Source organism: Microvirga massiliensis (genome assembly GCF_001006805.1).
GTDB classification, from domain to species: Bacteria; Pseudomonadota; Alphaproteobacteria; order Rhizobiales; family Beijerinckiaceae; genus Microvirga; species Microvirga massiliensis.
This window is the reverse complement of record NZ_LN811358.1, coordinates 403222-423941: the sequence shown is the minus strand read 5'-3', so window position 1 is coordinate 423941 and position 20720 is coordinate 403222. Positions and strand designations below refer to the sequence as shown.

The window sequence follows — 20720 nt, the reverse complement described above, 5'->3', positions numbered from 1 at the left end:
CGATTGGCGCGGGGTGGAGCAGCCCGGTAGCTCGTCAGGCTCATAACCTGAAGGTCAGAGGTTCAAATCCTCTCCCCGCAACCAAAATTCCAGCCCGCCGCCTCACCCGCGGCGGGCTTTCGTTTGTCGTGCCAGCTCACCCGTCTTTCGCCTCGCAATGACGTCGCGAGACTGGAGGCATTTTCGCTTCCGACAGGTTCCTCGCGCCCTCCACGTCATTGCGAGCGCAGTGAAGAAATTCAGGAGCGCATCCGTCGACGGGTAGATTGCTTCGCCTGCGGCTCGCAAGGTCGGAGGTACGGCGGAATGGGTTGTGCGTACGGTCTGTGGCTCGCAAAGACGGCGGTGGGTCCGACAATGAGCCCTGCGTAACTCGTGGCCGCTCTCGGGATGAGGGCATCTTCGTCATGATCGATTCCGTGACCGCCGATCACGAAGACACGTTCTGCCGCATGACAGAAGTCCCTTGCCATCCCTGACGAAGCGAACTCGTGAGCGTCTAGAACAATCGTCCTTGAGCATCCTCGTCAAGCAAGCGAGCCCGCGCGGCAGCCGGAGTCTTCTGCACGACCGGCCCGGCGACAGGCACCGGAAGTGGTGTCTGCACATCCGGGTCGTCGTTCGCGACGGAATTCACGCGTGAACTGATTGGCACCAAGTCTAGCCATTCATCGGGACAGGGCCTGACCAGTTCGAGAGCACCCGAGGCCTGACGCTCGTCGTTGTCGAGCCAGAGCGGGAAGGCCTCACGGCCGAGGATCACCGGCATACGCTCGTGAACGCGCGCGAGGGTGCCATTCGCCGTCGTGGTCACGATGGCTGCCGTGTCGATCTCGCCGCCCGATGAGTCGTGATAAGTTTCCCAGATTCCGGCGAGCGGCATCGGACCGCCGTCGCGCATGCGAACGAGGAAAGGCGCTTTCGACTTGCCCTGGCGCTGCCACTCGTAGAAGCCGTCCGCGAGAAAGATGCATCGGCGGCGCCTGAAGGCGTTTCGAAAGGCCGGCTTGTCGATCAGCGTCTCACCGCGAGCATTGATGACGAGAGGGAACGCCTTGGTGTCCTTCACCCAACCCGGCAGAAAACCCCAGCGCACCAGCCGAAAGTGCCGATCGTTCCCGTCGGCGTGAACGATCGGTACCGGCTGCGTCGGTGCCACGTTGTAGCGTGGCGGGAAATTCGGCTGCTCGACATAGCCGAACAAAGACCGATACGCCTCCGGGGGCAGAGTGATCGCATAGCGTCCGCACATGATCTGGTGCCCGTCGATTGATTCCAAGCAGGCCCATCACATGGAGGATGCCGGCGGCGCGGGCTCGTCCGGCACGAAGAAATCCGGCTGCAGCGGCACCGATGGATCAACGCGATAGCGGCCGAAATCCGTGACGCCCTCCCCGGCCAGGAAAGTGTCATCGATCAGGAAGTTTCCCGTGAAGGAGCGTGCGGGCTTGCAGAACACCGCGTACGCGGCATCGGCCAGGATCTCGGGCGTGCGGCTCGCACGCATGATGGCGTCGCCGCCGAGCAGGTTCTTGATGGCGCTGGTCGCGATCGTCGTCCGCGGCCAGAGTGCATTGACGGCGATGCCCTTCTCGCGCAGCTCACTCGCAAGACCGAGAACGCAGAGGCTCATTCCGTATTTCGCGAGCGAGTAGGCCAGATGCGGTGCGAACCACTTCTCCTGCAGATCGAGCGGCGGCGAGAGCATCAGGATGTGCGGATTGCCGGCGCGCTCGAGATGCGGGATCGCGAATTTCGAGACCATGAAGGTGCCGCGAGTGTTGATCTGATGCATCAGATCGAACCGCTTCATGTCTGTCTGTGTCGTCGGCGTGAGACTGATTGCGCTCGCATTGTTCACGACGATATCGATGCCGCCGAACACACGGGCCGCCTCGTCGAACGAGTCCCTAACGGCGCTCTCGTCGCGCACGTCGACGACGAGAGGAAGCGCACGACCGCCGGCCGCCTCAATCTCGGCAGCCGCCGTGTGAATCGTGCCCGGCAGCTTCGGGTGCGGCTCGGCGGTCTTTGCCGCGATCACGATATTCGCGCCGTCACGTGCTGCGCGAAGACCGATCGCAAGCCCGATTCCGCGCGAGGCGCCGGTGATGAAGAGCGTCTTGCCGGCAAGGTTCATGGCATCAGCTCGCCAATGCCAACGGCGCGCCGTCCAGCGCATCCGATCCGGCGAGGACCGTCTGCTCGAGTCCGTCTGCGGCCGTCGCCAGATTCTCTGCGAAGAAGCGGCACAGGGCGATCCGCCCCACGTGAGCCGGATCCGTCTCACCCTCCTCCATCAGCCGGGAGGCCGCCAGCGCCGCATCCGCAAGGGATATGCCGCCCTGCGCCAAAGCGAAGAGGCGCAGATATGGTGTCGCGACCGCCAGCGCCGCCTGCGGCGTGTTGCTCACCAGCACCTTCAGGATGTGGCTCGTCGCCCGGTCGAGGCCGTCGACAGCCTCCCGCAACCGCGGCGCCGTCATCCCGAAGGCAGCAGGCGTCGACTTGCGCACGAGCCGGTCGACGGTGGCGCGCATTATCGCGATCTGCGCCCGCACGGTATCTCCACCCGAGAGCTGCAGCTTGCGCATCACGAGATCGATCGCCTGGATACCGTTGGTGCCCTCGTAGATCGGCAGGATACGCGCATCCCGGAGATGCTGTGCCGCTCCGGTTTCCTCCACGAACCCCATTCCTCCATGGACCTGGATTCCGATGGAGGCGACCTCAACGCCGATATCGGTCGAGAAGGCTTTCGCGACCGGCGTCAAGAGCGACGCGCGCTCCTGGGCGGCCCGCCGGCGTTCGGGATCCTGCTCGCGATGAGAACGGTCGATCGCGGCGGCCGTAAGCAGGCAGATCGCGCGCGCGGCACCGGTCAGCGCCTTCATGGTGAGGAGGTTCCGGCGCACGTCCGGGTGCTCGATGATCGGGCTCATGCCCTCGGAATGGCTGCCCAATGCCCGGCCCTGGCGACGTTCGTTCGCATAGGCGAGAGCCTGCTGATAGGCGCGCTCCGCGATGGCGACGCCCTGGATTCCGACAGCAAGGCGTGCGTTGTTCATCATCGTGAACATGCAGGCGAGGCCGCGATTCTCCTCTCCGATGAGCCAGCCGACGGCTCCGCCGTGATCACCGTAGCTCATCGTGCAGGTCGGCGAGGCATGGATCCCGAGCTTGTGCTCGATGCCGCTGCAGCGCACGTCGTTCGATGTTCCGTCCGGGAGCACCTTGGGCACCAGGAACAGGGAAATGCCCCTCGTGCCCTGCGGTGCATCGGGAAGACGCCCGAGGACCAAGTGGACGATATTGCCCGTGAGGTCGTGCTCGCCGTAAGTGATGAAGATCTTCTGGCCGGTGATCCGGTAGGTCCCGTCCCCGGCCGGTTCCGCACGAGTGCGCAGCGCCCCAAGATCGGAGCCCGCCTGCGGCTCCGTGAGATTCATGGTGGCGGTCCACTCGCCCGACACGATCTTCTCGAGATAGCGGGCCTTGAGCTCTTCCGACCCGTGCTCGGCGAGCGCCTCGACCCCTCCCATCGTCAGGAGGGGCCCGAGCCCGAAGGCGAGGCAGGCCGAGTTCCACATCTCGACGCAGCCGGAATTGAGAAGCACCGGCAAGCCCTGCCCGCCATATTCGACTGGCCCGGGCAGTGCATTCCAGCCGCCCTCCGTCCAGGCCTGGTAGGTCTCCTTCCAGCCGGGCGGCATCGTGATCCTGCCGTCCTCGAGTCGCGCGCCATGCTCGTCCCCAACCCGGTTGAGCGGTGCGATAGCGTCATTTGCGAACCGCCCCGCCTCGTTCAGGATCGCCTCGGCGAGATCCACTCCCAGATCCCCGTAGAGGCCCTCGGTGACCGCCGCATCGAAACCTGCCACGTGGCGCATCGTGAATGCGATATCGCCGACCGGAGCGCGATAGCTCATGGAGTACTCCCGTGTGCCGCGATGCGGCGTTGCCGTTGACGCAGCCGGCGGTGGGTCTACACCCGCGCGCAGCGTTCTGCCCATCTCTCGGCTGGAAAGGTCACATTAGGCGTGAAGGATCAAGGGTCAATCGAAGGGCTCCGCACCGAGCATCTCGCCGCGGACGACGCCGGGATCGCGCGCGCCGCGGACCTCCTGAAGGCAGGCCGCGCGGTCGCCTTCCCGACCGAGACGGTCTACGGCCTCGGCGCCGATGCGACGCAGGGCCGTGCCGTCGCAGCGATCTATGCCGCCAAGGAGCGCCCTTCCTTCAACCCACTGATTGCCCATGTCGCGGATCTCGCGGCTGCGCAGCACCAAGGAGTGTTCGGAAGGGAGGCTCTGCGCCTCGCCGAGGCCTTCTGGCCCGGTCCGCTCACGCTCGTCGTGCCGCTCGCCGAAACCTGTGAGATCACGGACCTTGCCCGGGCGGGACTGCCGAGCATCGGGCTGCGGGTCCCCGCACATCCGGTGGCGCATGCGCTCCTCACGAGTGTCGGGCAGCCACTCGCCGCCCCGTCCGCGAACCGCTCGGGGCGTATGAGCCCGACCCAGGCCGAGCATGTCCTTGCCGATCTCAATGGACGGATCGCCGCGGTTCTTGATGCAGGGCCGACGAGCGTCGGCGTGGAGTCCACCATCGTCTCGTGCCTCGGTGACGAGCTCCGGATCCTGAGACCCGGCGGCATTCCGCGCGAGCAGCTCGTGGACGTGATCGGGCGCCCGTTGCCAGGAGTCGGTGAGGCCGGAAATCTCGAGCGGCCCAGCGCGCCCGGCATGCTGGAGTCCCACTACGCACCGCGGGCCAGGGTGCGCCTGCATGCAGAGGCCATTCGCGCCGGCGAGGCCATCCTGCTGTTCGGGCCTTTCCGGCCCGCGGGCCTGGCGCACGCTGCCGCTACCGTGAACCTCAGTCCGTCGGGCGACCTCGCCGAGGCAGCGGCACGTCTGTTTTCAGCGCTCCGCGAGCTCGACGAAAGCGGCGCACCTATTATTGCGGTCGTCCCCATTCCGCCGGTTGGGCTCGGCGAGGCGATCAACGACCGCCTCGCGCGCGCCGCGGCGGACAGGCCTCCCGGATAGAAATCCAAGAGGCTCGGGAGCTCAGCCCCTCAACTTCGCCGCGATCTGCGCGACGTGCCGGCCCTGGAAGCGGGCGCCGGCAAGCTCGTTCTCGCTCGGCTGCCGCTGTCCCTGGCCGCCAGCAATCGTCGTGGCACCGTAGGGGGCGCCGCCGGTGATCTCCTCGATCGTCGTCTGTCCCTCGAAGCTGTAGGGCAGGCCAACGATGACGAGGCCAAAATGCATCAGGTTGGTGATCGCCGAGAACAGCGTCGTCTCCTGTCCGCCGTGCTGGGTCGCGGTGGAAGTGAACACGCTGCCGACCTTGCCGACCAGGGCGCCCTTCGCCCAGAGCGCTCCGGCTGCATCCCAGAAGGCCGTCATCTGCGACGCCATGCGGCCGAAGCGCGTCGGAACGCCAAGGACGATGGCATCGTATTCGGCCAGTTCCTCGACGGTCGCGACCGGCGCCGACTGGTTCAGCTTGAAATGGGCCCTCTCCGCAATCTCGCGAGGAACAGTCTCGGGCACTCGCTTTACCACCGCCTCGGCGCCCGCCTGCCGCACGCCCTCGGCCACGGCATACGCCATCGTCTCGATGTGTCCGTAGGTCGAGTAGTACAGTATCAAAACCTTCGTCATTCAGATCTCCTGTCGCAATGCGAGGGCGGCGCCTCGCGACGCCGCCCGTCGAAGTGGATGATGGGGTGGATCAGTTTGCCCGCGAATGAGCGGCTGCGCCGGCCCGACCGGCAGCGGCCGACGCAGGTGCAACCCGCTGGAGGGACTGACCGGGTCGGGTAAGATTTGCTATTTCCATTCTGCAAGACCAGGGGTAGGTTCGCACGATCGAGTTTGCATCAGTGCAACCCATGACGGCACGCCAAGCTCTAGCCTGGGACGATTTCAGGCTCGTGAAGTGCATCGCCGAGTCACGCGGCCTCGCCGGCGCGGCCGAGCGGCTCGGCGTAAATCATTCGACGGTCTTCCGGCGCCTCGGGCAGCTCGAGGAGGGGCTCGGCGTCAAGTTGTTCGAACGCCATCGCACGGGCTATGCCCTGACTCCCGCCGGCGAGGAGATGTCCCTCCTGGCCGAGCGCATGGAGGAGGACGTCGCGGCCTTCGCGCGCAAGCTCGCGGGTCAGGCCGTCTCTCCGGCGGGTGAGTTGCGGGTGACGACAAATGATACGCTTCTCGTCCATCTCCTGACGCCGCTTTTCGCGCGGTTCACCCGTGCCTGCCCCGAGGTTCGGCTCGACGTCGTGCTGGCCAACCAAGCTCTCAACCTGTCGAAGCGGGACGCCGACGTTGCTATTCGCGCAACCGACAACCCGCCCGAGACGCTGGTCGGTCGCCGCGCCGCGACGATCGCCTGGGCCGTCTATGGGCGCGCCGAGGATTTCCCGAATCCCGGGCAGGCCGATCTCCTGGGGCTGTATGGTCGCAACTGGGTAGCGCTCGGCGACAATCTCGGCGGGCTGAAGGTTGCACGCTATGTGCGCGACCGCGTGCCGCCCGAGCGCATCATCTACAAGGTGAATACGGTTCTCGGCCTCTCCGAAGCCGTCGAATACGGAATCGGCATCGGCCCCCTGCCCTGTTTCATCGCCGATGCGAAGCCAGATCTGGTCCGGCTCACGCCACCGGTGCCGGACTTCTCGACCGGCCTGTGGCTGCTCACACATCCCGATCTCCGCCAGTCCGCACGCGTCCGAGTGTTCCTGGATTTCATTGCGGGGGAAGTCACGAAGCAGCGTCGCGCGATCGAGGGTGAGACAACGCAGGCGTCGCAAGGTGTCGCTGCAGCGAGCCGAGCCTGATCGGCATGGGCGGTTTTACTGCACCTTCCAGCCGCGCCATGATCTGCTCTACCGCCGAGACACATCAGGATTATTCCCATGCCCCGTCGTATCGTCGATCTCTCGGTTGCCCTCGAAGCAGGGATCGCCTCCGACCCTCCGGGCCATCTGCCCGAGATCGAATATGTCGACCATCACGCATCCGCGGCTGACATAATCAGCTTCTTCCCCGGTGGAACGGTCTCAGATCTGCCGGGCGGCGAAGGCTGGGCCTTGGAGCGCCTCAAGGTTTCCACCCACAACGGAACTCATCTCGACGCGCCCTATCATTTCCATTCCACGATGGACGGCGGAAAGCGCGCGATTACCATCGACGAGGTACCGCTCGAATGGTGTTTCGCTCCCGGCGTAAAGCTCGATTTCCGGCATCTCCCAGACGGCCACGTAGTATCGGCTGCCGAAATCGAGGCGGAACTGGCGCGTATCGGCCATAGCCTGCAGCCGTTCGATATCGTATTGGTCAACACCGCTGCGGGCGCGCGATACGGCGAGCCCGATTACGTCTCGCGCGGCTGCGGCATCGGCCGAGAGGCGACGCTCTATCTCACGGAACGCGGCGTCCGCATCACCGGGACTGATGCCTGGAGCTGGGACGCTCCCTTCGTCTACACAGCCAAGCGCTTTGCGGAGACCCGAGATCCGTCGATCATCTGGGAGGGTCATCGCGCCGGCATGGAGCGCGCCTACTGCCACATCGAAAAGCTCGCCAACCTCGAAAGCCTGCCGCCCAACGGATTCATGGTGTCCTGCTTTCCCTTCAAGATCCGCGGTGCATCGGCGGGCTTCACCCGCGCCGTAGCGATCTTCCAGGACTGAGTGCGTCATCCTTCTGAGAGAATGAGCCCGCTGTTCGAACGGAACACCGTCCCGAAAATGCCCTCCCCTTCCAAAGACGTCTGAAGCGAACATCATGGTACATCGCTCCAATCCGATCGACGGCTTCACGGTCGATCGCTCCTCGATTTCCTATATCGGAGAAGACCTGCAGAGGCCGGAATGCATTCTGGCCGAGCACGACGGATCGCTCTGGGCCGCTGACGCCCGCGGCGGTGTCGTGCACATCCGGTCCGACGGCAGCCAGCGGCTCGTGACCCAAAAGGCCGAATCGACCTTTGCCGAGGCCGCCGACGACGAAACGCGCTTCATTGCCGGCACGCTTCCGAACGGGCTCGCTTTCGCGCGCAACGGTGACATCGTGATCTCGAATTTCGGAACCGACCGGCTCGAGGTGATGACGCGGGACGGCGAAACGCGGGTTCTGGTCGATGCGATCGACGGGCAGCCGATCGGCAAGGTCAATTTCGTCCTGCGTGACAGCCGCGACCGGCTCTGGCTGACGATCTCGACGCGCACGAAAAACTGGATGCGGGCGATGAGTCCCTCCATCATCGACGGTTTCATCGCACTTTACGATCGCGGTCGGCTGCGCATCGTGGCCGACGGCTTCCACTTCACCAACGAGATCCGGCTCGATGCGCAGGAGGAGTGGCTCTATGTCGCCGAAACCTGCGCGCGCCGAATCGCGCGCCTGCGGGTGCTCGATGACGGCAGCCTTGTCGACCGGGAGATTTTCGGCCCTGCCGACCATGGTGCCTTCATTGATGGCATCGCCTTCGATTCCTACGGGAATCTCTGGGGCACGCATGTCATGACGGACCGCATCTTCGCAATCACGCCCGAGGGCGATCTGCACATTCTCCTTGATGATGACCGGAACAGTCCGGCAGGCCGAGCCCTGATGGATGCCTTCGCGCGAGACGAGGCGACACCGGAACTCATGCTCGCCTGTGGCGGCACGGTCGCCCCATGGTTCGCGAGCGTCACCTTCGGGGGGGCCGATCTCCAGACGGTCTATATCGGCAGTCTCCGAGGCAACCGGATTCCCTATTTCCGCTCACCAGTTGCCGGTCTGCCGATGGTGCACTGGTGAGAGCCGGCACGAGCAGTAACCGGACCTTTCTGACTGCAAGCACGAGAAACTGAGAGAAGGACATGATGAAAGCACGCCAGCTCGCAGCCTGCGCTGCCATATCCGCGGGAATCGGGATCACTCCGTCGGTTGCGGAGATATCCGACGGCACCGTCAAGCTCGGGGTCCTCACGGACATGGCGGGCGTCTATGCCGATATCAGCGGCAAGGGCACGATCGTCGCGACGCAGATGGCCGTCGACGACTGCCTGAAGGCCGAATGCGCGGGGATGAAGATCGAGGTCCTCTCCGCAGATCACCAGAACAAGCCGGATATCGGCGTCAACAAGGCGCGCGAATGGATCGACACAGCCGGTGTCGACGTGCTCGTCGACATGTCGAATGCGGCCTTGCAGCTCGCGATCGCGCCGCTCGTCAAGGAGAAGAACCGGATGGCGCTGTTTGCCGGGGGCACCGCGCGGCTGACCGGCGACGCCTGCCAGCCCGATCACGTCGTGCAATGGATGTGGGATACCTATGTGCAGGTTGCCGGCGTCGCCAACGGGCTGACGGAGCCGGGCACGACATGGCATCTCGTGACCGCCGACTACGCCTTCGGCCACCAGTTCGAGGCCGACGCCAAATCGATCGTGACCGCGAAGGGCGGCAAGGTGCTCGGCTCGACGCGCCACCCGTTCCCGTCGAACGATCTGTCCTCCTTCCTGCTCACCGCGCAGTCCTCCGGAGCGGATATCGTTGCCCTCGCGAATGCAGGCGCCGACACGATCAACGCCGTCAAAACCGCTCAGGATTTCGGGATGACGAGCGGGAATCAGAAACTCGTCGCATTCTTCTTCACCGTGATGGACGTGAAGGGACTCGGTCTCGAGACGGCACAAGGCACGACCGTAACGGAGGGATTCTACTGGGATCTCGACGACCGCACACGCGCATTCTCCGAGCGCTTCAAGAAGGAGCACGGGACGGTGCCATCCGCGATCCAGGCGGGCATCTATTCGGGCGTGCGCCACTATCTGAAGGCCGTCGCGGCAGCAAAGAGCGACGATGCGAAGACCGTCATCCAGAAGATGCGCGAAGTGCCGATCGAGGACGATGTCGTGCGGAACGCGCGCGTGCGCGAGGACGGCCGCATGGTGCACGACTTCTACATCTTCCAGGTGAAGAAGCCGAGCGAGTCTAAGGGCGAGTGGGACTATTACAAGCTGGTGAGCACGGTTCCAGGAGACGAGGCTTTCCGGCCGCTCAGCCAGAGCACCTGCCCAGCGATCAAGAAGTGACGTGACTCACTTCGTCGTTGCGAGCCGGAGGCGAGGCGATCCATCTGTCGATGGGTAGATTGTTTCACTCCGTTCGCAATGACGAAGAGGATCTTAGGACGGGAGGTGCAGGACTTGAAACGGAAGTGGACTCCGGACGCACCTCCGTCATTGCGAGCCGCAGGCGGAGCAATCTACCCGACGACGGATGCGCTCCCGGATCGCTTCACTTCGTTCGCAAGGACGGGTTGACTATGCATCGGCGCGCGAACGCATCACGCGATCTCGACGACGATGCGCCCGCGCACCTTTCCGGCGAGAATCTCCGGTCCGGCCTCGATCACCTTATCGAGTGGAATCGTCGACGTCATCGAGGCCAGCTTCGCGTGATCGAGGTGTTGCGCGAGGCGCTTCCAGGCCTCGAGCCGCAAGGATTTCGGAGCCATCACGGAATCGACGCCGAGAAGCGACACGCCGCGCAGAATGAACGGCGCGACCGAAGTCGGAAGATCCATTCCGGCCGCCAGCCCGCAGGCCGCAACCGCGCCGCCATAGCGCGTCATCGAGAGCACGTTCGCGAGTGTGTGCGAGCCAACCGAATCGACGCCTGCTGCCCAGCGTTCCTTGCCGAGGGGACGGGCTGGCCCTGAAAGCTCCGCCCGGTCCAGGATCTCGGCAGCGCCGAGCCCCTTCAGATAATCAGATTCCTGCACACGCCCCGTCGAAGCGATCACGTGCCATCCCGCGCGCGCCAGTAAGGCGATCGCAACGGATCCGACACCGCCCGACGCGCCGGTGACAATCACCGGTCCGCGATCCGGCGTGAGGCCATGGCGCTCGAGCGCCATCACGGAGAGCATCGCCGTGTAGCCTGCGGTACCGACCGCCATCGCCTGCGACGCCGTCATTCCCTCCGGGAGCTTGATCAGCCAATCGCCCTTGACGCGAGCCTTCTCGGCATAGCCGCCCAGATGGGTCTCGCCGACGCCCCAGCCGTTCAATACGACGGCGTCACCGCTCTTGAAGTCGGGATGGGTCGAGCTTTCGACAGTGCCGGCGAAATCGATGCCGGGAATCATCGGAAAGCGACGCACGACCGGCGCCTTCCCGGTGAGGGCGAGGCCGTCCTTGTAGTTGAGCGTCGAATGCGTGACCCGCACGGTCACGTCACCATCCATCAACTCGCTCTCGTCAAAAGCGCGCAGGGCAACCTTCTGCCCCGACTCGTCCTTCTCGACGACGACTGCCTTGAACATGCCCATGCCTGCCTCCTGTGATCCATCCGGTTTTGGCCCAGTCCCGCCGGTGCAGCAAGGCACACAGGGCCGTCACATCATGGAGACGATGCTCATTCGGCCGGCTGCGGCATGGCTGGCCTTTCCACCGGCCGCTCCTGGATGGGCAGGTTGATCGCCGCCGAGGCGAGGCCAAGGGCCACCGAGAGCCACCAGACGATATCGTAGCTCCCGAAGGCTTCGTATAGCACGCCCCCGAGCCAGACGCCCAGGAAGCCGCCGACCTGGTGCGAGAAGAAGACGAAGCCGTAGAGCATTGCCATGTAGCGCGTGCCGAACATCAGCATGACGAGTGCCGCCGTCGGCGGCACCGTCGAGAGCCAGAGCACCCCGATCGAGAGCCCGAACAGGATGGATGTCGTCGGCGAGGCCGGGATCAGGATGAAGGCCGCGATTGCTACAGAGCGGCCGAGATAAATCCAAGCGAGGAGCCAGCGCTTCGACGTGCGGTGCGTCAGCCAGCCCGAGCACAATGATCCGACGGCATTGGCGAGCCCGATCACTGCCAGCGTCCACCCGCCAATGGAGGGCGAAAGGCCGGCATCGACGAGATAGGCCGGCAGATGCGCGGTGATGAAGGCGAGCTGGAATCCGCAGGTGAAGAAGCCAAGGACGAGCAGCACGTATGACCGGTGCTGGAAGGCCTCCGTCAGGGCCTGCCCGATCGACTGCTTCGGCGCTTCGACGGCAGCACTCCCGGCTGACGAGCCTTGGCTCCGGCTCGCGAGAGCGAGCGACAACGGCATCACGAGGAGCAGCGTGCCCGCGAAGACGAGAAGGGCATCGTGCCAGCCAATCCGGTCGATTAGCAGGTTGCCGAAGGGCGGGAACAGGAACTGGCCGAATGACCCGGCCGCCGTCCCGGCGCCGAAGGCGAGAGGCCGCCAGTTCTCTGGCAGGAGCTTCCCAAAGGCGGCCAGGACGAGATTGAACGAGCACCCCGCAAGCCCAAGGCCGACGAGGACGCCGGCTCCGAGATGCAGGGCCGCCGGCGTGGTCGCCCAGCCCATGATAACGAGACCCAGGCCGTACAGGATCGTGCCGAGGCACATCACACGAACGAGCCCGAACCGGTCGGCGACGGCACCCGCGAAGGGCTGCCCGATACCCCAGAGCAGGTTCTGGATGGCGATCGCCAGACCGAAGGTGTCGCGCCCCCAGCCGAACTCCATGGTCATCGGGACCTGGAACAGGCCGACGGAGGCTCGCGGCCCGAACGAGAGCAGGGCAATCAGGCAGCCGCTCAGGATGATCCACTCGGGAGCGATGCGGCGGGTGACGTTCTGCATGGGTGAGCCTCCGGGAGCCGGCCTTTTTACGGCAGGTCGGCGGCCCAGGGAAACGCAGGTTCGTGATCGGACCCATTAGCAGGCTGCATGGCGGCCGGCCACATAGCTGTGGATCGCGCCATGTTGACGGCTCCTCGTGGCCGCCAGCCCGTAATGGTCTTCAGGTCTGGCCTGGCCTCAGCTTGTAGAAGATATGGCGGCCGATCACGTCCATCTTCTTGAGGCGGCGCGCCCAATAGGGCCGGACGTAATTCGCGTGGTAATGCGTCGATCCGCCGACCTCGGCGAGATACCGCTTTCCGTTCAGGACTTCGCCCGCGATCCGTTGCGCCGCGTTCCAGGATTCCGGCTCGGAGATGCGCAGGGCCTTGCCCTCGCACGCGAAGGTGAATTGGCAGGCGAGGTGCCGGTGGCGGTTCTGGTAGACGACGCCACAGATGGAGGACGGATAAAGCCCGCTGCGAACGCGGTTGAGGACCACCTGCGCGACGGCCGCCTGCCCTTCTTCGGGCTCGCTCCGCGCCTCGAAATAGATCGCTTCCGCGAGGCAGCGGCGCTCCTTCTGGAGGTTGTCCGGATCGACGAGATCGGCATAGCGCGGCCGCTCGGGATCGGACGCTCCCCCATCCAGGCCCCCTGCCCGTTCACGATCGAGCCGGAGCGATTGCGGGAACGAGACGGGCGCAGCGGCGATTTCGGCGGGCACTGCGTCTGTAGGCGCCGGAGTCGCCGAGGAGATCACGACAGCCCGTTTCACAGCCGGAGTCCGTGCTCCGACTGCCGCGCCCGTCGATCCGGCCGCTGCCGCGGCAGGCGACTGGACGGAGCTCGTCTGACGGGTCGTCGTCCATTCCGAGCCCTCCCAGGGCTCGAATCCCTGCTCTTCGAGGTTCGGGCCTTCGAGTCGCCCCGGCATCAGGATGGTTGGGGGCAGAATGCGGTCATTGTTGGTGAAGACCATGCGCGAGGCGGCGCGCGCCGCAACCGAGCGGGCACGCCGCGACAGGCTCGGCCCCAGATCGACGACGGGATCGCCCTTCAGGCTGCGCACGACCTCCGGGGCTGGCATTGGGACTTTCTTAGCTGCACTCCGGAGCGGCAATTCTTCCGGCTCCGTTCCGGCGCCCTCGTCCCGGGCCGTGCCGAAAAGGGGCACGAGAAGAGTGTGCGACAGGAGTTCGCCTGTCGTGGTACGCAGAGCGGCGCTGACGCCTGCCCGCGGATCGTTTCCTGCGGCGGCAGTGAAGGAGACGAGCAGACCGCCCGCCAGCACCCACGGAACGGCGGTGGCACAGATCCATCTCGTCTGGAGTCGGCGGCGGTGAAGACGCACGGGACCTCGATCGACTTGGAAGTGGCCGGACCGGGTGGTCCGGGTCACTTTTATCGACCGGTATGGTTGAGAGAGGCTTAACTCGCCCGAGGCTTGGCAGCGGCAGCGTTGTGAGTCTTGTGACTACGGACGCCGCACTCAATTCCGTGATCACGAGTCGAGTGAAGTTATCCGGGTGTTGCGCCCGATTCCTGGATTGCTTCGCCTTCGGCTCGCAACGACGGCAGTAAGTCAGGCACTACTTCGTTTCCGACAGTGCTCTTCCCGTGCTCACGCCCTCTTCGTCATTGCGAGCCGAAGGCGAAGCAATCCAGGCTGCCATCTCAGGATGAAGCACTCTGCCTGCGACTCACAATGACGAAGAGACACCGCCTCAAGTCTGCGCCTCGGCCCGCTGCTTGAGCGCCGCGTTCATCGCCTCGAAACCCTGGCGCGTTGCGTCGAGCATGCCCGTGCTCATGATGAGCCCGACGAGAATTCCGGAAAACCGTTCGCCGTGAACGAAACGCGTCGTTCCGTTGCCCTGCGGCTCCAGGACAAAATAGTGCTCGCCGTCGAAGAGGCCGGGCACGAGGAGTGAGCCGAGCCAGCGCAGTTCCTGGTTCGCGTTCGCTGCGCGCACCATCGGACGAAAGCGCATGCCCTTCTTGCCCGGAGGCGCAATCTGCACGTCGAGCCTCGATCCCGCGGCGAGGTCGCCCTTGATCGAGCGAACGAACGGGTTCCATTCGGGGAAGCGCGCGAAATCGGTCAGTACATCCCATACGCGCGCGGGAGGTGCAGCAATGGTGATGCTGGTCTCGATGGTCTTTGCCATGTGAATGACCGCCGTGCCCCGGCGGGTTCACGCCGAGAAAGGTGCAGCGGGCCCGGGTCTTTCGAGATCCGGGCCCGTACCGATTCAGGCCTGGCTTGCGACGTTACCGCCGAGTGCCGCCTGTGCGGCGGCGAGGCGCGCGATCGGAACGCGATAGGGCGAGCAGGAGACGTAGTCGAGGCCGACGGTCTCGCAGAACCGGACGGATTGGGGATCTCCGCCGTGCTCGCCACAGATCCCGAGCTTGATGTCCTTGCGGACCTGCCGGCCCCGCTCGGTCGCGATCCGCATGAGTTCTCCGACGCCATCCTGATCGATGGTCACGAACGGATCGGTCGCCAGGATGCCCTTCGCGGTGTAGCTCCCGAGGAAGGATCCGGCATCGTCTCGCGAGATGCCGAGCGCCGTCTGCGTGAGATCGTTCGTCCCGTAGGAGAAGAATTCGGCCGATTCGGCGATCTCTCCGGCCTTCAGAACGGCGCGCGGCAGTTCGATCATCGTGCCGACCTGGTATTCGACCGTGACGCCGGTCTCGGCCGCAACCGCCTCTGCCATGGAGACGATCACGTCATTGACGAGATCGAATTCCGCCTTGGTCATCACGAGCGGAATCATGATCTCCGGCACGACGGGCTGTCCGGTCGCCTTTCCTGCTTCCACGGCCGCCTCGAAGATCGCCCGCGCCTGCATCTCCGCGATCTCCGGATAGGCGATCGCCAGCCGCACGCCGCGGAATCCGAGCATCGGATTCACCTCATGGAGTTCGGCATTGCGCCTCCTGAGCTTGTCGGGCGACATGTTCAGGGAGGATGCGACTTCCGCGATCTCGTCTTCGGTGTGCGGCAGGAACTCGTGCAGCGGCGGATCGAGCAGACGAATCGTCACCGGCAATCCGCTCATGATCGTGAAGAGCTCGACGAAATCCGCGCGCTGCATCGGCAGGAGCTTCGACAAGGCCGCGCGTCGGCCAGCCTCATCATCGGCGAGGATCATTTCCCGCACCGAGATGATCCGGTCGCCATCGAAGAACATGTGCTCGGTGCGGCACAGGCCGATGCCCTCGGCCCCGAAGTTCCTGGCCGTTTTCGCGTCGAGCGGCGTCTCTGCATTGGCACGAACCTTCATGCGCCGCACGCGGTCGGCCCAGCCCATCAGGGTTGCGAATTCGCCGGAGAGTTCCGGCTCGAGCATCTTCACCGAGCCCTGCAACACTTGGCCGGTCGAGCCATCGATGGTGATCGTCTCGCCCTTCGCGAGCGTGACGCCGCCGACCGACATCGTCTGCGCCGCATAATCGACCCGGATCGCACCTGCACCCGATACGCAGGGCTTGCCCATGCCGCGCGCCACGACGGCGGCGTGGGATGTCATGCCGCCGCGCGTCGTCAGGATGCCCTCGGCTGCGTGCATGCCGTGAATGTCCTCGGGCGAGGTCTCGACGCGCACGAGAATGACCTTGCGGCCTGCCTTCTTCGCGGCCTCGGCTTCGTCGGAGGAGAATACGACCTCGCCGGAAGCCGCGCCCGGAGAGGCGGGCAGGCCGGTCGCGAGAATCCGCCGCTCCGCATTGGGATCGATCGTCGGATGCAGAAGCTGATCGAGAGAAGCCGGATCGATGCGATTGACGGCTTCTTCCTGCGTGATCACGCCCTCGTTCGCGAGTTCGACCGCGATGCGAAGAGCGGCTTTCGCCGTGCGCTTGCCGTTCCGTGTCTGGAGCATCCAGAGCTTGCCGCGCTCGACCGTGAACTCCATGTCCTGCATGTCACGGTAGTGCTTCTCGAGAATGCCGTAGATGCGGACAAGCTCTGCATAGACTTCCGGCATGGCCGCTTCCATCGAGGGCTTGTCGGAGCCCGATGCGATGCGCGCCTTCTCGGTGATGTCCTGTGGCGTGCGGATGCCAGCGACGACGTCCTCGCCCTGCGCATTGATGAGGAACTCGCCGTAGAGCTCCTTCTCGCCAGTCGACGGGTTGCGCGTGAAGGCAACGCCGGTCGCTGAGGTTTCGCCCATATTGCCGAACACCATGGCCTGCACGTTCACGGCCGTGCCCCAGCTCGCCGGGATGTTGTGCAGCTCGCGATACTTGATCGCCCGGTTGTTCATCCAGGAGCCGAAAACCGCGCCGACCGCGCCCCACAGTTGCTCCTGCGGATCCTGCGGAAAAGGCTTTCCAAGCTCCTTTTCGACCAGCGTCTTGTAGCGACCGATCAGGGCCTTCCAGTCATCGGCCGAAAGATCCGTGTCGAGGCTGTAGCCCTTGCGATCCTTGTGCTCGTCGAGGACCTGCTCGAAATGGTGATGCTCGATTCCGAGTACCACGTTCGAATACATCGTGATGAAACGCCGATAGCTGTCATAGGCGAAGCGCGGATCGCCGCTGCTGCGCGCCAGCGCTTCCACGGTGACATCGTTCAATCCGAGATTGAGAACGGTGTCCATCATGCCAGGCATGGAGGCCCGGGCACCGGACCGCACCGAGACGAGCAGTGGGTTGTCGCGGTCCCCGAAAGTGCGCCCGGTCAGGCGGCCGACGAAAGACAGGGCCTCGGTGACCTGATCCTTGAGGTCCTGCGGATAGCTCTGACCGTGATCGTAGAAATAGGTGCAGACCTCGGTCGTGATCGTGAACCCGGGCGGCACCGGAAGTCCTAGATTCGACATCTCCGCGAGGTTTGCGCCCTTCCCGCCAAGGAGGTTGCGCATCCCTGCTTCGCCTTCGGCCTTGCCGTCACCGAAGGTGTAGACCCATTTCGTCATGTCTCGACCTTATTTGCATTGCCTGCCCGCAGGCAGGAGACAGGGCTTGGAACACACCGCTCCAAAACACAACCTGAACAGCCCAGGTTCCGGCGGTGCATCGAGCCGATTGGGCGCGAGAGTGACGTCTGATGGTGCGGTGCGCAACCCGCCAATTGAGTCGAATGCCGGGAGGAGCCTTGGTCGTCGAGGACTCCTACACCCGCCAGCGGCCGTTCCGCTTGACGAGGACGGTCGTCCCGACCGGCACACGGTTATAGAGATCGAGCACGTCCTCGTTCAGCATCCTGACGCAACCCGACGAGACCGCCTCGCCGATGCTCCAGGGCTCGTTAGTGCCGTGAATGCGGAACAGGGTGTCGCGCCCATCCTGGTAGAGATAAAGCGCCCGGGCGCCGAGCGGATTGTCGAGCCCCGCCTTGCGGAAGCGCGGCAGGTCCGGCTTCAGGCTCACCATGGTCGTCGTAGGCGACCAGGCAGGCCAGGCGGCCTTGCGGCCCACAGTAGCGGCTCCGCGCCAGGAGAAGCCCTGACGGCCGACGCCGATCGCGTAGCGGATCGCGCGGTTGTCCGGCTGGACGAGATAGAGAAAGCGCTGGTCGATATCGACGACGATCGTTCCGGGACGCTCCGAGCCAGAGTAGGAAACGGTCTGGCGAGCATATTCCGGCTTCATCCGGCTCCGGTCGACCAGCGGGATGTCGAACGGCTCGTCGTCGAGCGTCCCGATGTACCAGGCCGAGTCGTTGAAGGCCTCAACGGCGGCACTTTGCGACGCCTGTTGCGTGGCGTTGCAGGCGGCGAGTGGCGCGGCCGACAGGGCGGCGAGAAAGGAGCGGCGGCTGATCATGGGGCTCATGCTGGAATGAACCAGCGTCTCCTACAGGCGGCATAGCAACATGGCTGTGCCCGCACTGCAACACCTTAACCGTGTTTGATTCAGCCCGCCCCGCCTTGCCGGTAGGCGAACTCGGAACCGCTTCGTTCTCCGCACTCCGCCTGCCGCTCAGCCCTCGATGCGCGAGAAATCTGCAACCGTTCTGGTTGCAGCCCGGATCGCATTCAGGAGGCGCAGCCGGTTCTCGCGCAATTCGGGATCGTTCGCGTTGACGGTGACCTTGTCGAAGAAGCTGTCGACGGGCCCCCTGAGCCCGGACAGGACACGCATGGCGCCCTCGTAATCCTGAATCGCCACGGCCTGCCGGGCGTCGGTTCGAGCCTTGTCCAGCGCCTCTGCAAGATGACGCTCCGCCTCTTCTCCCCGTTCGGCGAGTGCGCGATCGGGCGCCTCGGAGAAGGTCCGCCCGTCGCGGGCCTCCTCGATCCGGAGGATGTTCGCGGCACGCCGATATCCGACGAGCAAGTTGCCGCCGTCCTCCGTGTCGAGGAAGCGACCGAGCGCCTCGACGCGTCGTACGATCAGGAGGATGTCGTCCTGCCCGGGCAGCGAGAAGACGGCGTCGATCAGGTCGTGTCGGGCGCCCTGCTCCCGCAGATGGACCTTCAGCCTGTCCGCCAGAAAGGCCAGGAGATCGCTCGCAAAGGCGGCCGCATCGGCCTGTCCCAACTGCGCCGCGAGTGCGCTCTGGAGCAGCGGGGTCAGGGGGAGTTGCAGCTCGTTCTGGAGCAGGATGCGGATCACCCCGAGCGCCGCGCGGCGCAGGGCATAGGGATCCTTGGATCCCGTCGGCTTCTCCTCGATGCTCCAGAAGCCTGCCAGCGTGTCGATCTTGTCAGCAAGGGCGACGGCGACTGACACCTTGGCGTCCGGAACGCGGTCGGACGGGCCGAGCGGCCGGTAATGGTCCTCCAGGGCTGCTGCGACCTCCGGGGCCTCGCCCTGGAGTTTCGCATAATAGCGCCCCATCAGGCCCTGCAGCTCCGGGAACTCGCCGACCATCTCGGTCACGAGATCCGCCTTCGCGAGGCGGGCTGCCCGCTCGGCAAGCCCGCGATCGGCGCCGATCCGGCCCGCAATGGCGCCTGCCAGCGAGACGATGCGCTCCACCCGGTCGGCCTGCGTGCCGAGCTTCTCGTGGAAGACGATCGACGAGAGCTTGTCGAGACGCTTCTCGAGCGGGATGCGCCGGTCGGTGTCCCAGAAGAACTTGGCGTCGGACAGGCGCGCCTTCACGACACGCTCGTTCCCGGCAACGATGACTTTGCCGCCGTCCTCGGCGACAAGGTTCGACGTCAGGATGAAACGGTTCGCCAGTCGCCCGGTCACGGGGTCCCGGACCACGAAACATTTCTGATTCGCCCGGATGGTTGCCCGAACGACCTCGGGCGGAATGTCGAGAAAGGACTCGTCGAAGCTGCCCACGAGAACGACCGGCCATTCCACCAGCCCGGCCACCTCCTCCAGGAGCGCATCGTCCTCGACGAGCTCGAGCCCAAGCGCGAAGGCAAGATCGCGCGCGTCGTGCAGGATCGCGTCCTTTCGACGGTCCTGGTCCACGACGACTCGCGCCCTCTCGAGAGCCCGGACGTAATCCTCAAACCGCCGGACGCGGATGGGCTCCGGCGCCATGAAGCGGTGGCCACGGGTGACGTCGCTGGCCGTAATGCCGTCGACCTCGAACGGGACGACGACCGGCTCCTCCGTTTCGGGCCCGAAGGTGCAGACGATCGATTGCAGCGGCCGCACCCAGCGCAGCGAGCCCGTCTCGCGCGAGGCCGCTCCCCAGCGCATGGATTTCGGCCAGGGGAAGGCTCGTATGATCTCGGGAAGGATCTCGGCCAGAACGTCGGGAGTCGGCCGCCCCGGGCGTTCGATCACCGCAACGTAGAACTCGCCCTTCTTGAGATCCTTCTGAATCCGAGCCTCATCGATCGATGAAAGCCCCGCGCTCTTGAGGAAGCCCTGAATGGCCGCGTCCGGCGCGCCGACACGCGGCCCACGACGCTCCTCGCGCACATCCTTGCCGTGCGGCGGAAGCCCATGGACCTGCAGCACCAGGCGGCGCGGTGTCGCGTAGGCGCGCGCGCCCTCGTACAGAAAGCCGCGATCCACCAGCGCATTCGTGACGAGCGACTGCAGATCCGCTGCAGCGCGCCGCTGCATGCGCGCGGGGATTTCTTCGGAGAACAGCTCAAGGAGAAGATCGGGCATTGGCAGAAGCCTGTCGTGATGGGCGCGGCGGATGGA

16 protein-coding genes and 1 tRNA gene are annotated in these 20720 nt (G+C 65.0%); 6 read left to right on the top strand and 11 right to left on the bottom strand.

Annotated elements, in window-relative coordinates:
• The first annotated feature begins 7 nt into the window (after nucleotides 1-7).
• A tRNA-Met gene (locus BN1233_RS26195) sits at nucleotides 8-84 on the top strand.
• 415 nt (nucleotides 85-499) lie between these two features.
• Here the strand turns inward: BN1233_RS26195 and BN1233_RS26190 are convergent.
• Genes BN1233_RS26190 through BN1233_RS26180 form a run of 3 tightly spaced genes read right to left on the bottom strand, consistent with a single transcriptional unit; the run spans nucleotide 500 to nucleotide 3929 of the window.
• A complete protein-coding gene (locus tag BN1233_RS26190; RefSeq protein ID WP_046866613.1) occupies nucleotides 500-1252 on the bottom strand; it encodes an SOS response-associated peptidase in 753 nt (250 codons plus the stop codon).
• A gap of 36 nt (nucleotides 1253-1288) precedes the next feature.
• Nucleotides 1289-2140, bottom strand: a complete 852-nt coding sequence (locus tag BN1233_RS26185) for an SDR family oxidoreductase (RefSeq protein ID WP_046866612.1) — start codon at nucleotides 2138-2140, stop codon at nucleotides 1289-1291.
• Nucleotides 2141-2144: 4 nt separating this feature from the next.
• The gene (locus BN1233_RS26180; protein ID WP_046866526.1) at nucleotides 2145-3929 is read right to left on the bottom strand and encodes an acyl-CoA dehydrogenase family protein; all 1785 of its coding nucleotides are present in this window, start codon (nucleotides 3927-3929) and stop codon (nucleotides 2145-2147) included.
• Between the two features lie 111 nt (nucleotides 3930-4040).
• Here BN1233_RS26180 and BN1233_RS26175 point away from each other — a divergent pair, with 111 nt between their 5' ends.
• The gene (locus tag BN1233_RS26175; RefSeq protein ID WP_082145656.1) at nucleotides 4041-5051 is read left to right on the top strand and encodes an L-threonylcarbamoyladenylate synthase; all 1011 of its coding nucleotides are present in this window, start codon (nucleotides 4041-4043) and stop codon (nucleotides 5049-5051) included.
• A 21-nt stretch (nucleotides 5052-5072) separates the two neighbouring features.
• Here the strand turns inward: BN1233_RS26175 and wrbA are convergent, their stop codons facing one another.
• A complete protein-coding gene (wrbA, locus tag BN1233_RS26170) occupies nucleotides 5073-5672 on the bottom strand; it encodes an NAD(P)H:quinone oxidoreductase (RefSeq protein WP_046866525.1) in 600 nt (199 codons plus the stop codon).
• 230 nt (nucleotides 5673-5902) lie between these two features.
• On the opposite strand from wrbA, the gene BN1233_RS26165 reads away from it, so the two are divergent.
• From BN1233_RS26165 to BN1233_RS26150, 4 genes are all read left to right on the top strand, one after another.
• Nucleotides 5903-6850, top strand: a complete 948-nt coding sequence (locus BN1233_RS26165) for a LysR family transcriptional regulator (RefSeq protein WP_046866524.1) — start codon at nucleotides 5903-5905, stop codon at nucleotides 6848-6850.
• Between the two features lie 78 nt (nucleotides 6851-6928).
• Nucleotides 6929-7705, top strand: a complete 777-nt coding sequence (locus BN1233_RS26160) for a cyclase family protein (protein ID WP_046866523.1) — start codon at nucleotides 6929-6931, stop codon at nucleotides 7703-7705.
• A 94-nt stretch (nucleotides 7706-7799) separates the two neighbouring features.
• Nucleotides 7800-8819, top strand: coding sequence for an SMP-30/gluconolactonase/LRE family protein (locus BN1233_RS26155; protein ID WP_046866522.1), 1020 nt, complete (start codon nucleotides 7800-7802; stop codon nucleotides 8817-8819).
• 62 nt (nucleotides 8820-8881) lie between these two features.
• Nucleotides 8882-10096 (top strand): ABC transporter substrate-binding protein, encoded by a 1215-nt coding sequence (locus BN1233_RS26150; RefSeq protein ID WP_046866521.1) that lies wholly within the window; start codon nucleotides 8882-8884, stop codon nucleotides 10094-10096.
• 254 nt (nucleotides 10097-10350) lie between these two features.
• On the opposite strand, the gene acuI is transcribed toward BN1233_RS26150, so the two are convergent.
• The 7 genes from acuI to glyS form a co-directional block, all read right to left on the bottom strand.
• On the bottom strand, nucleotides 10351-11337 hold the full coding sequence (gene acuI, locus BN1233_RS26145) for an acrylyl-CoA reductase (NADPH) (RefSeq protein WP_046866520.1): 987 nt from the start codon (nucleotides 11335-11337) through the stop codon (nucleotides 10351-10353).
• A gap of 86 nt (nucleotides 11338-11423) precedes the next feature.
• A complete protein-coding gene (locus tag BN1233_RS26140; RefSeq protein ID WP_046866519.1) occupies nucleotides 11424-12659 on the bottom strand; it encodes an MFS transporter in 1236 nt (411 codons plus the stop codon).
• Nucleotides 12660-12819: 160 nt separating this feature from the next.
• On the bottom strand, nucleotides 12820-13992 hold the full coding sequence (locus BN1233_RS26135; RefSeq protein ID WP_048708173.1) for a cell wall hydrolase: 1173 nt from the start codon (nucleotides 13990-13992) through the stop codon (nucleotides 12820-12822).
• A 373-nt stretch (nucleotides 13993-14365) separates the two neighbouring features.
• Nucleotides 14366-14809: an SRPBCC domain-containing protein gene (locus BN1233_RS26130; protein ID WP_046866518.1), complete on the bottom strand. Its 444-nt coding sequence runs from the start codon at nucleotides 14807-14809 to the stop codon at nucleotides 14366-14368.
• Nucleotides 14810-14893: 84 nt separating this feature from the next.
• Entirely contained in the window at nucleotides 14894-17572 is a 2679-nt protein-coding gene (gene ppdK / locus BN1233_RS26125; protein WP_046866517.1) for a pyruvate, phosphate dikinase, read from the bottom strand.
• A 196-nt stretch (nucleotides 17573-17768) separates the two neighbouring features.
• Nucleotides 17769-18422, bottom strand: coding sequence for a L,D-transpeptidase (locus tag BN1233_RS26120; protein WP_046866516.1), 654 nt, complete (start codon nucleotides 18420-18422; stop codon nucleotides 17769-17771).
• A gap of 156 nt (nucleotides 18423-18578) precedes the next feature.
• Nucleotides 18579-20684 (bottom strand): glycine--tRNA ligase subunit beta, encoded by a 2106-nt coding sequence (gene glyS, locus BN1233_RS26115; protein ID WP_046866515.1) that lies wholly within the window; start codon nucleotides 20682-20684, stop codon nucleotides 18579-18581.
• Nucleotides 20685-20720: the final 36 nt, after the last annotated feature.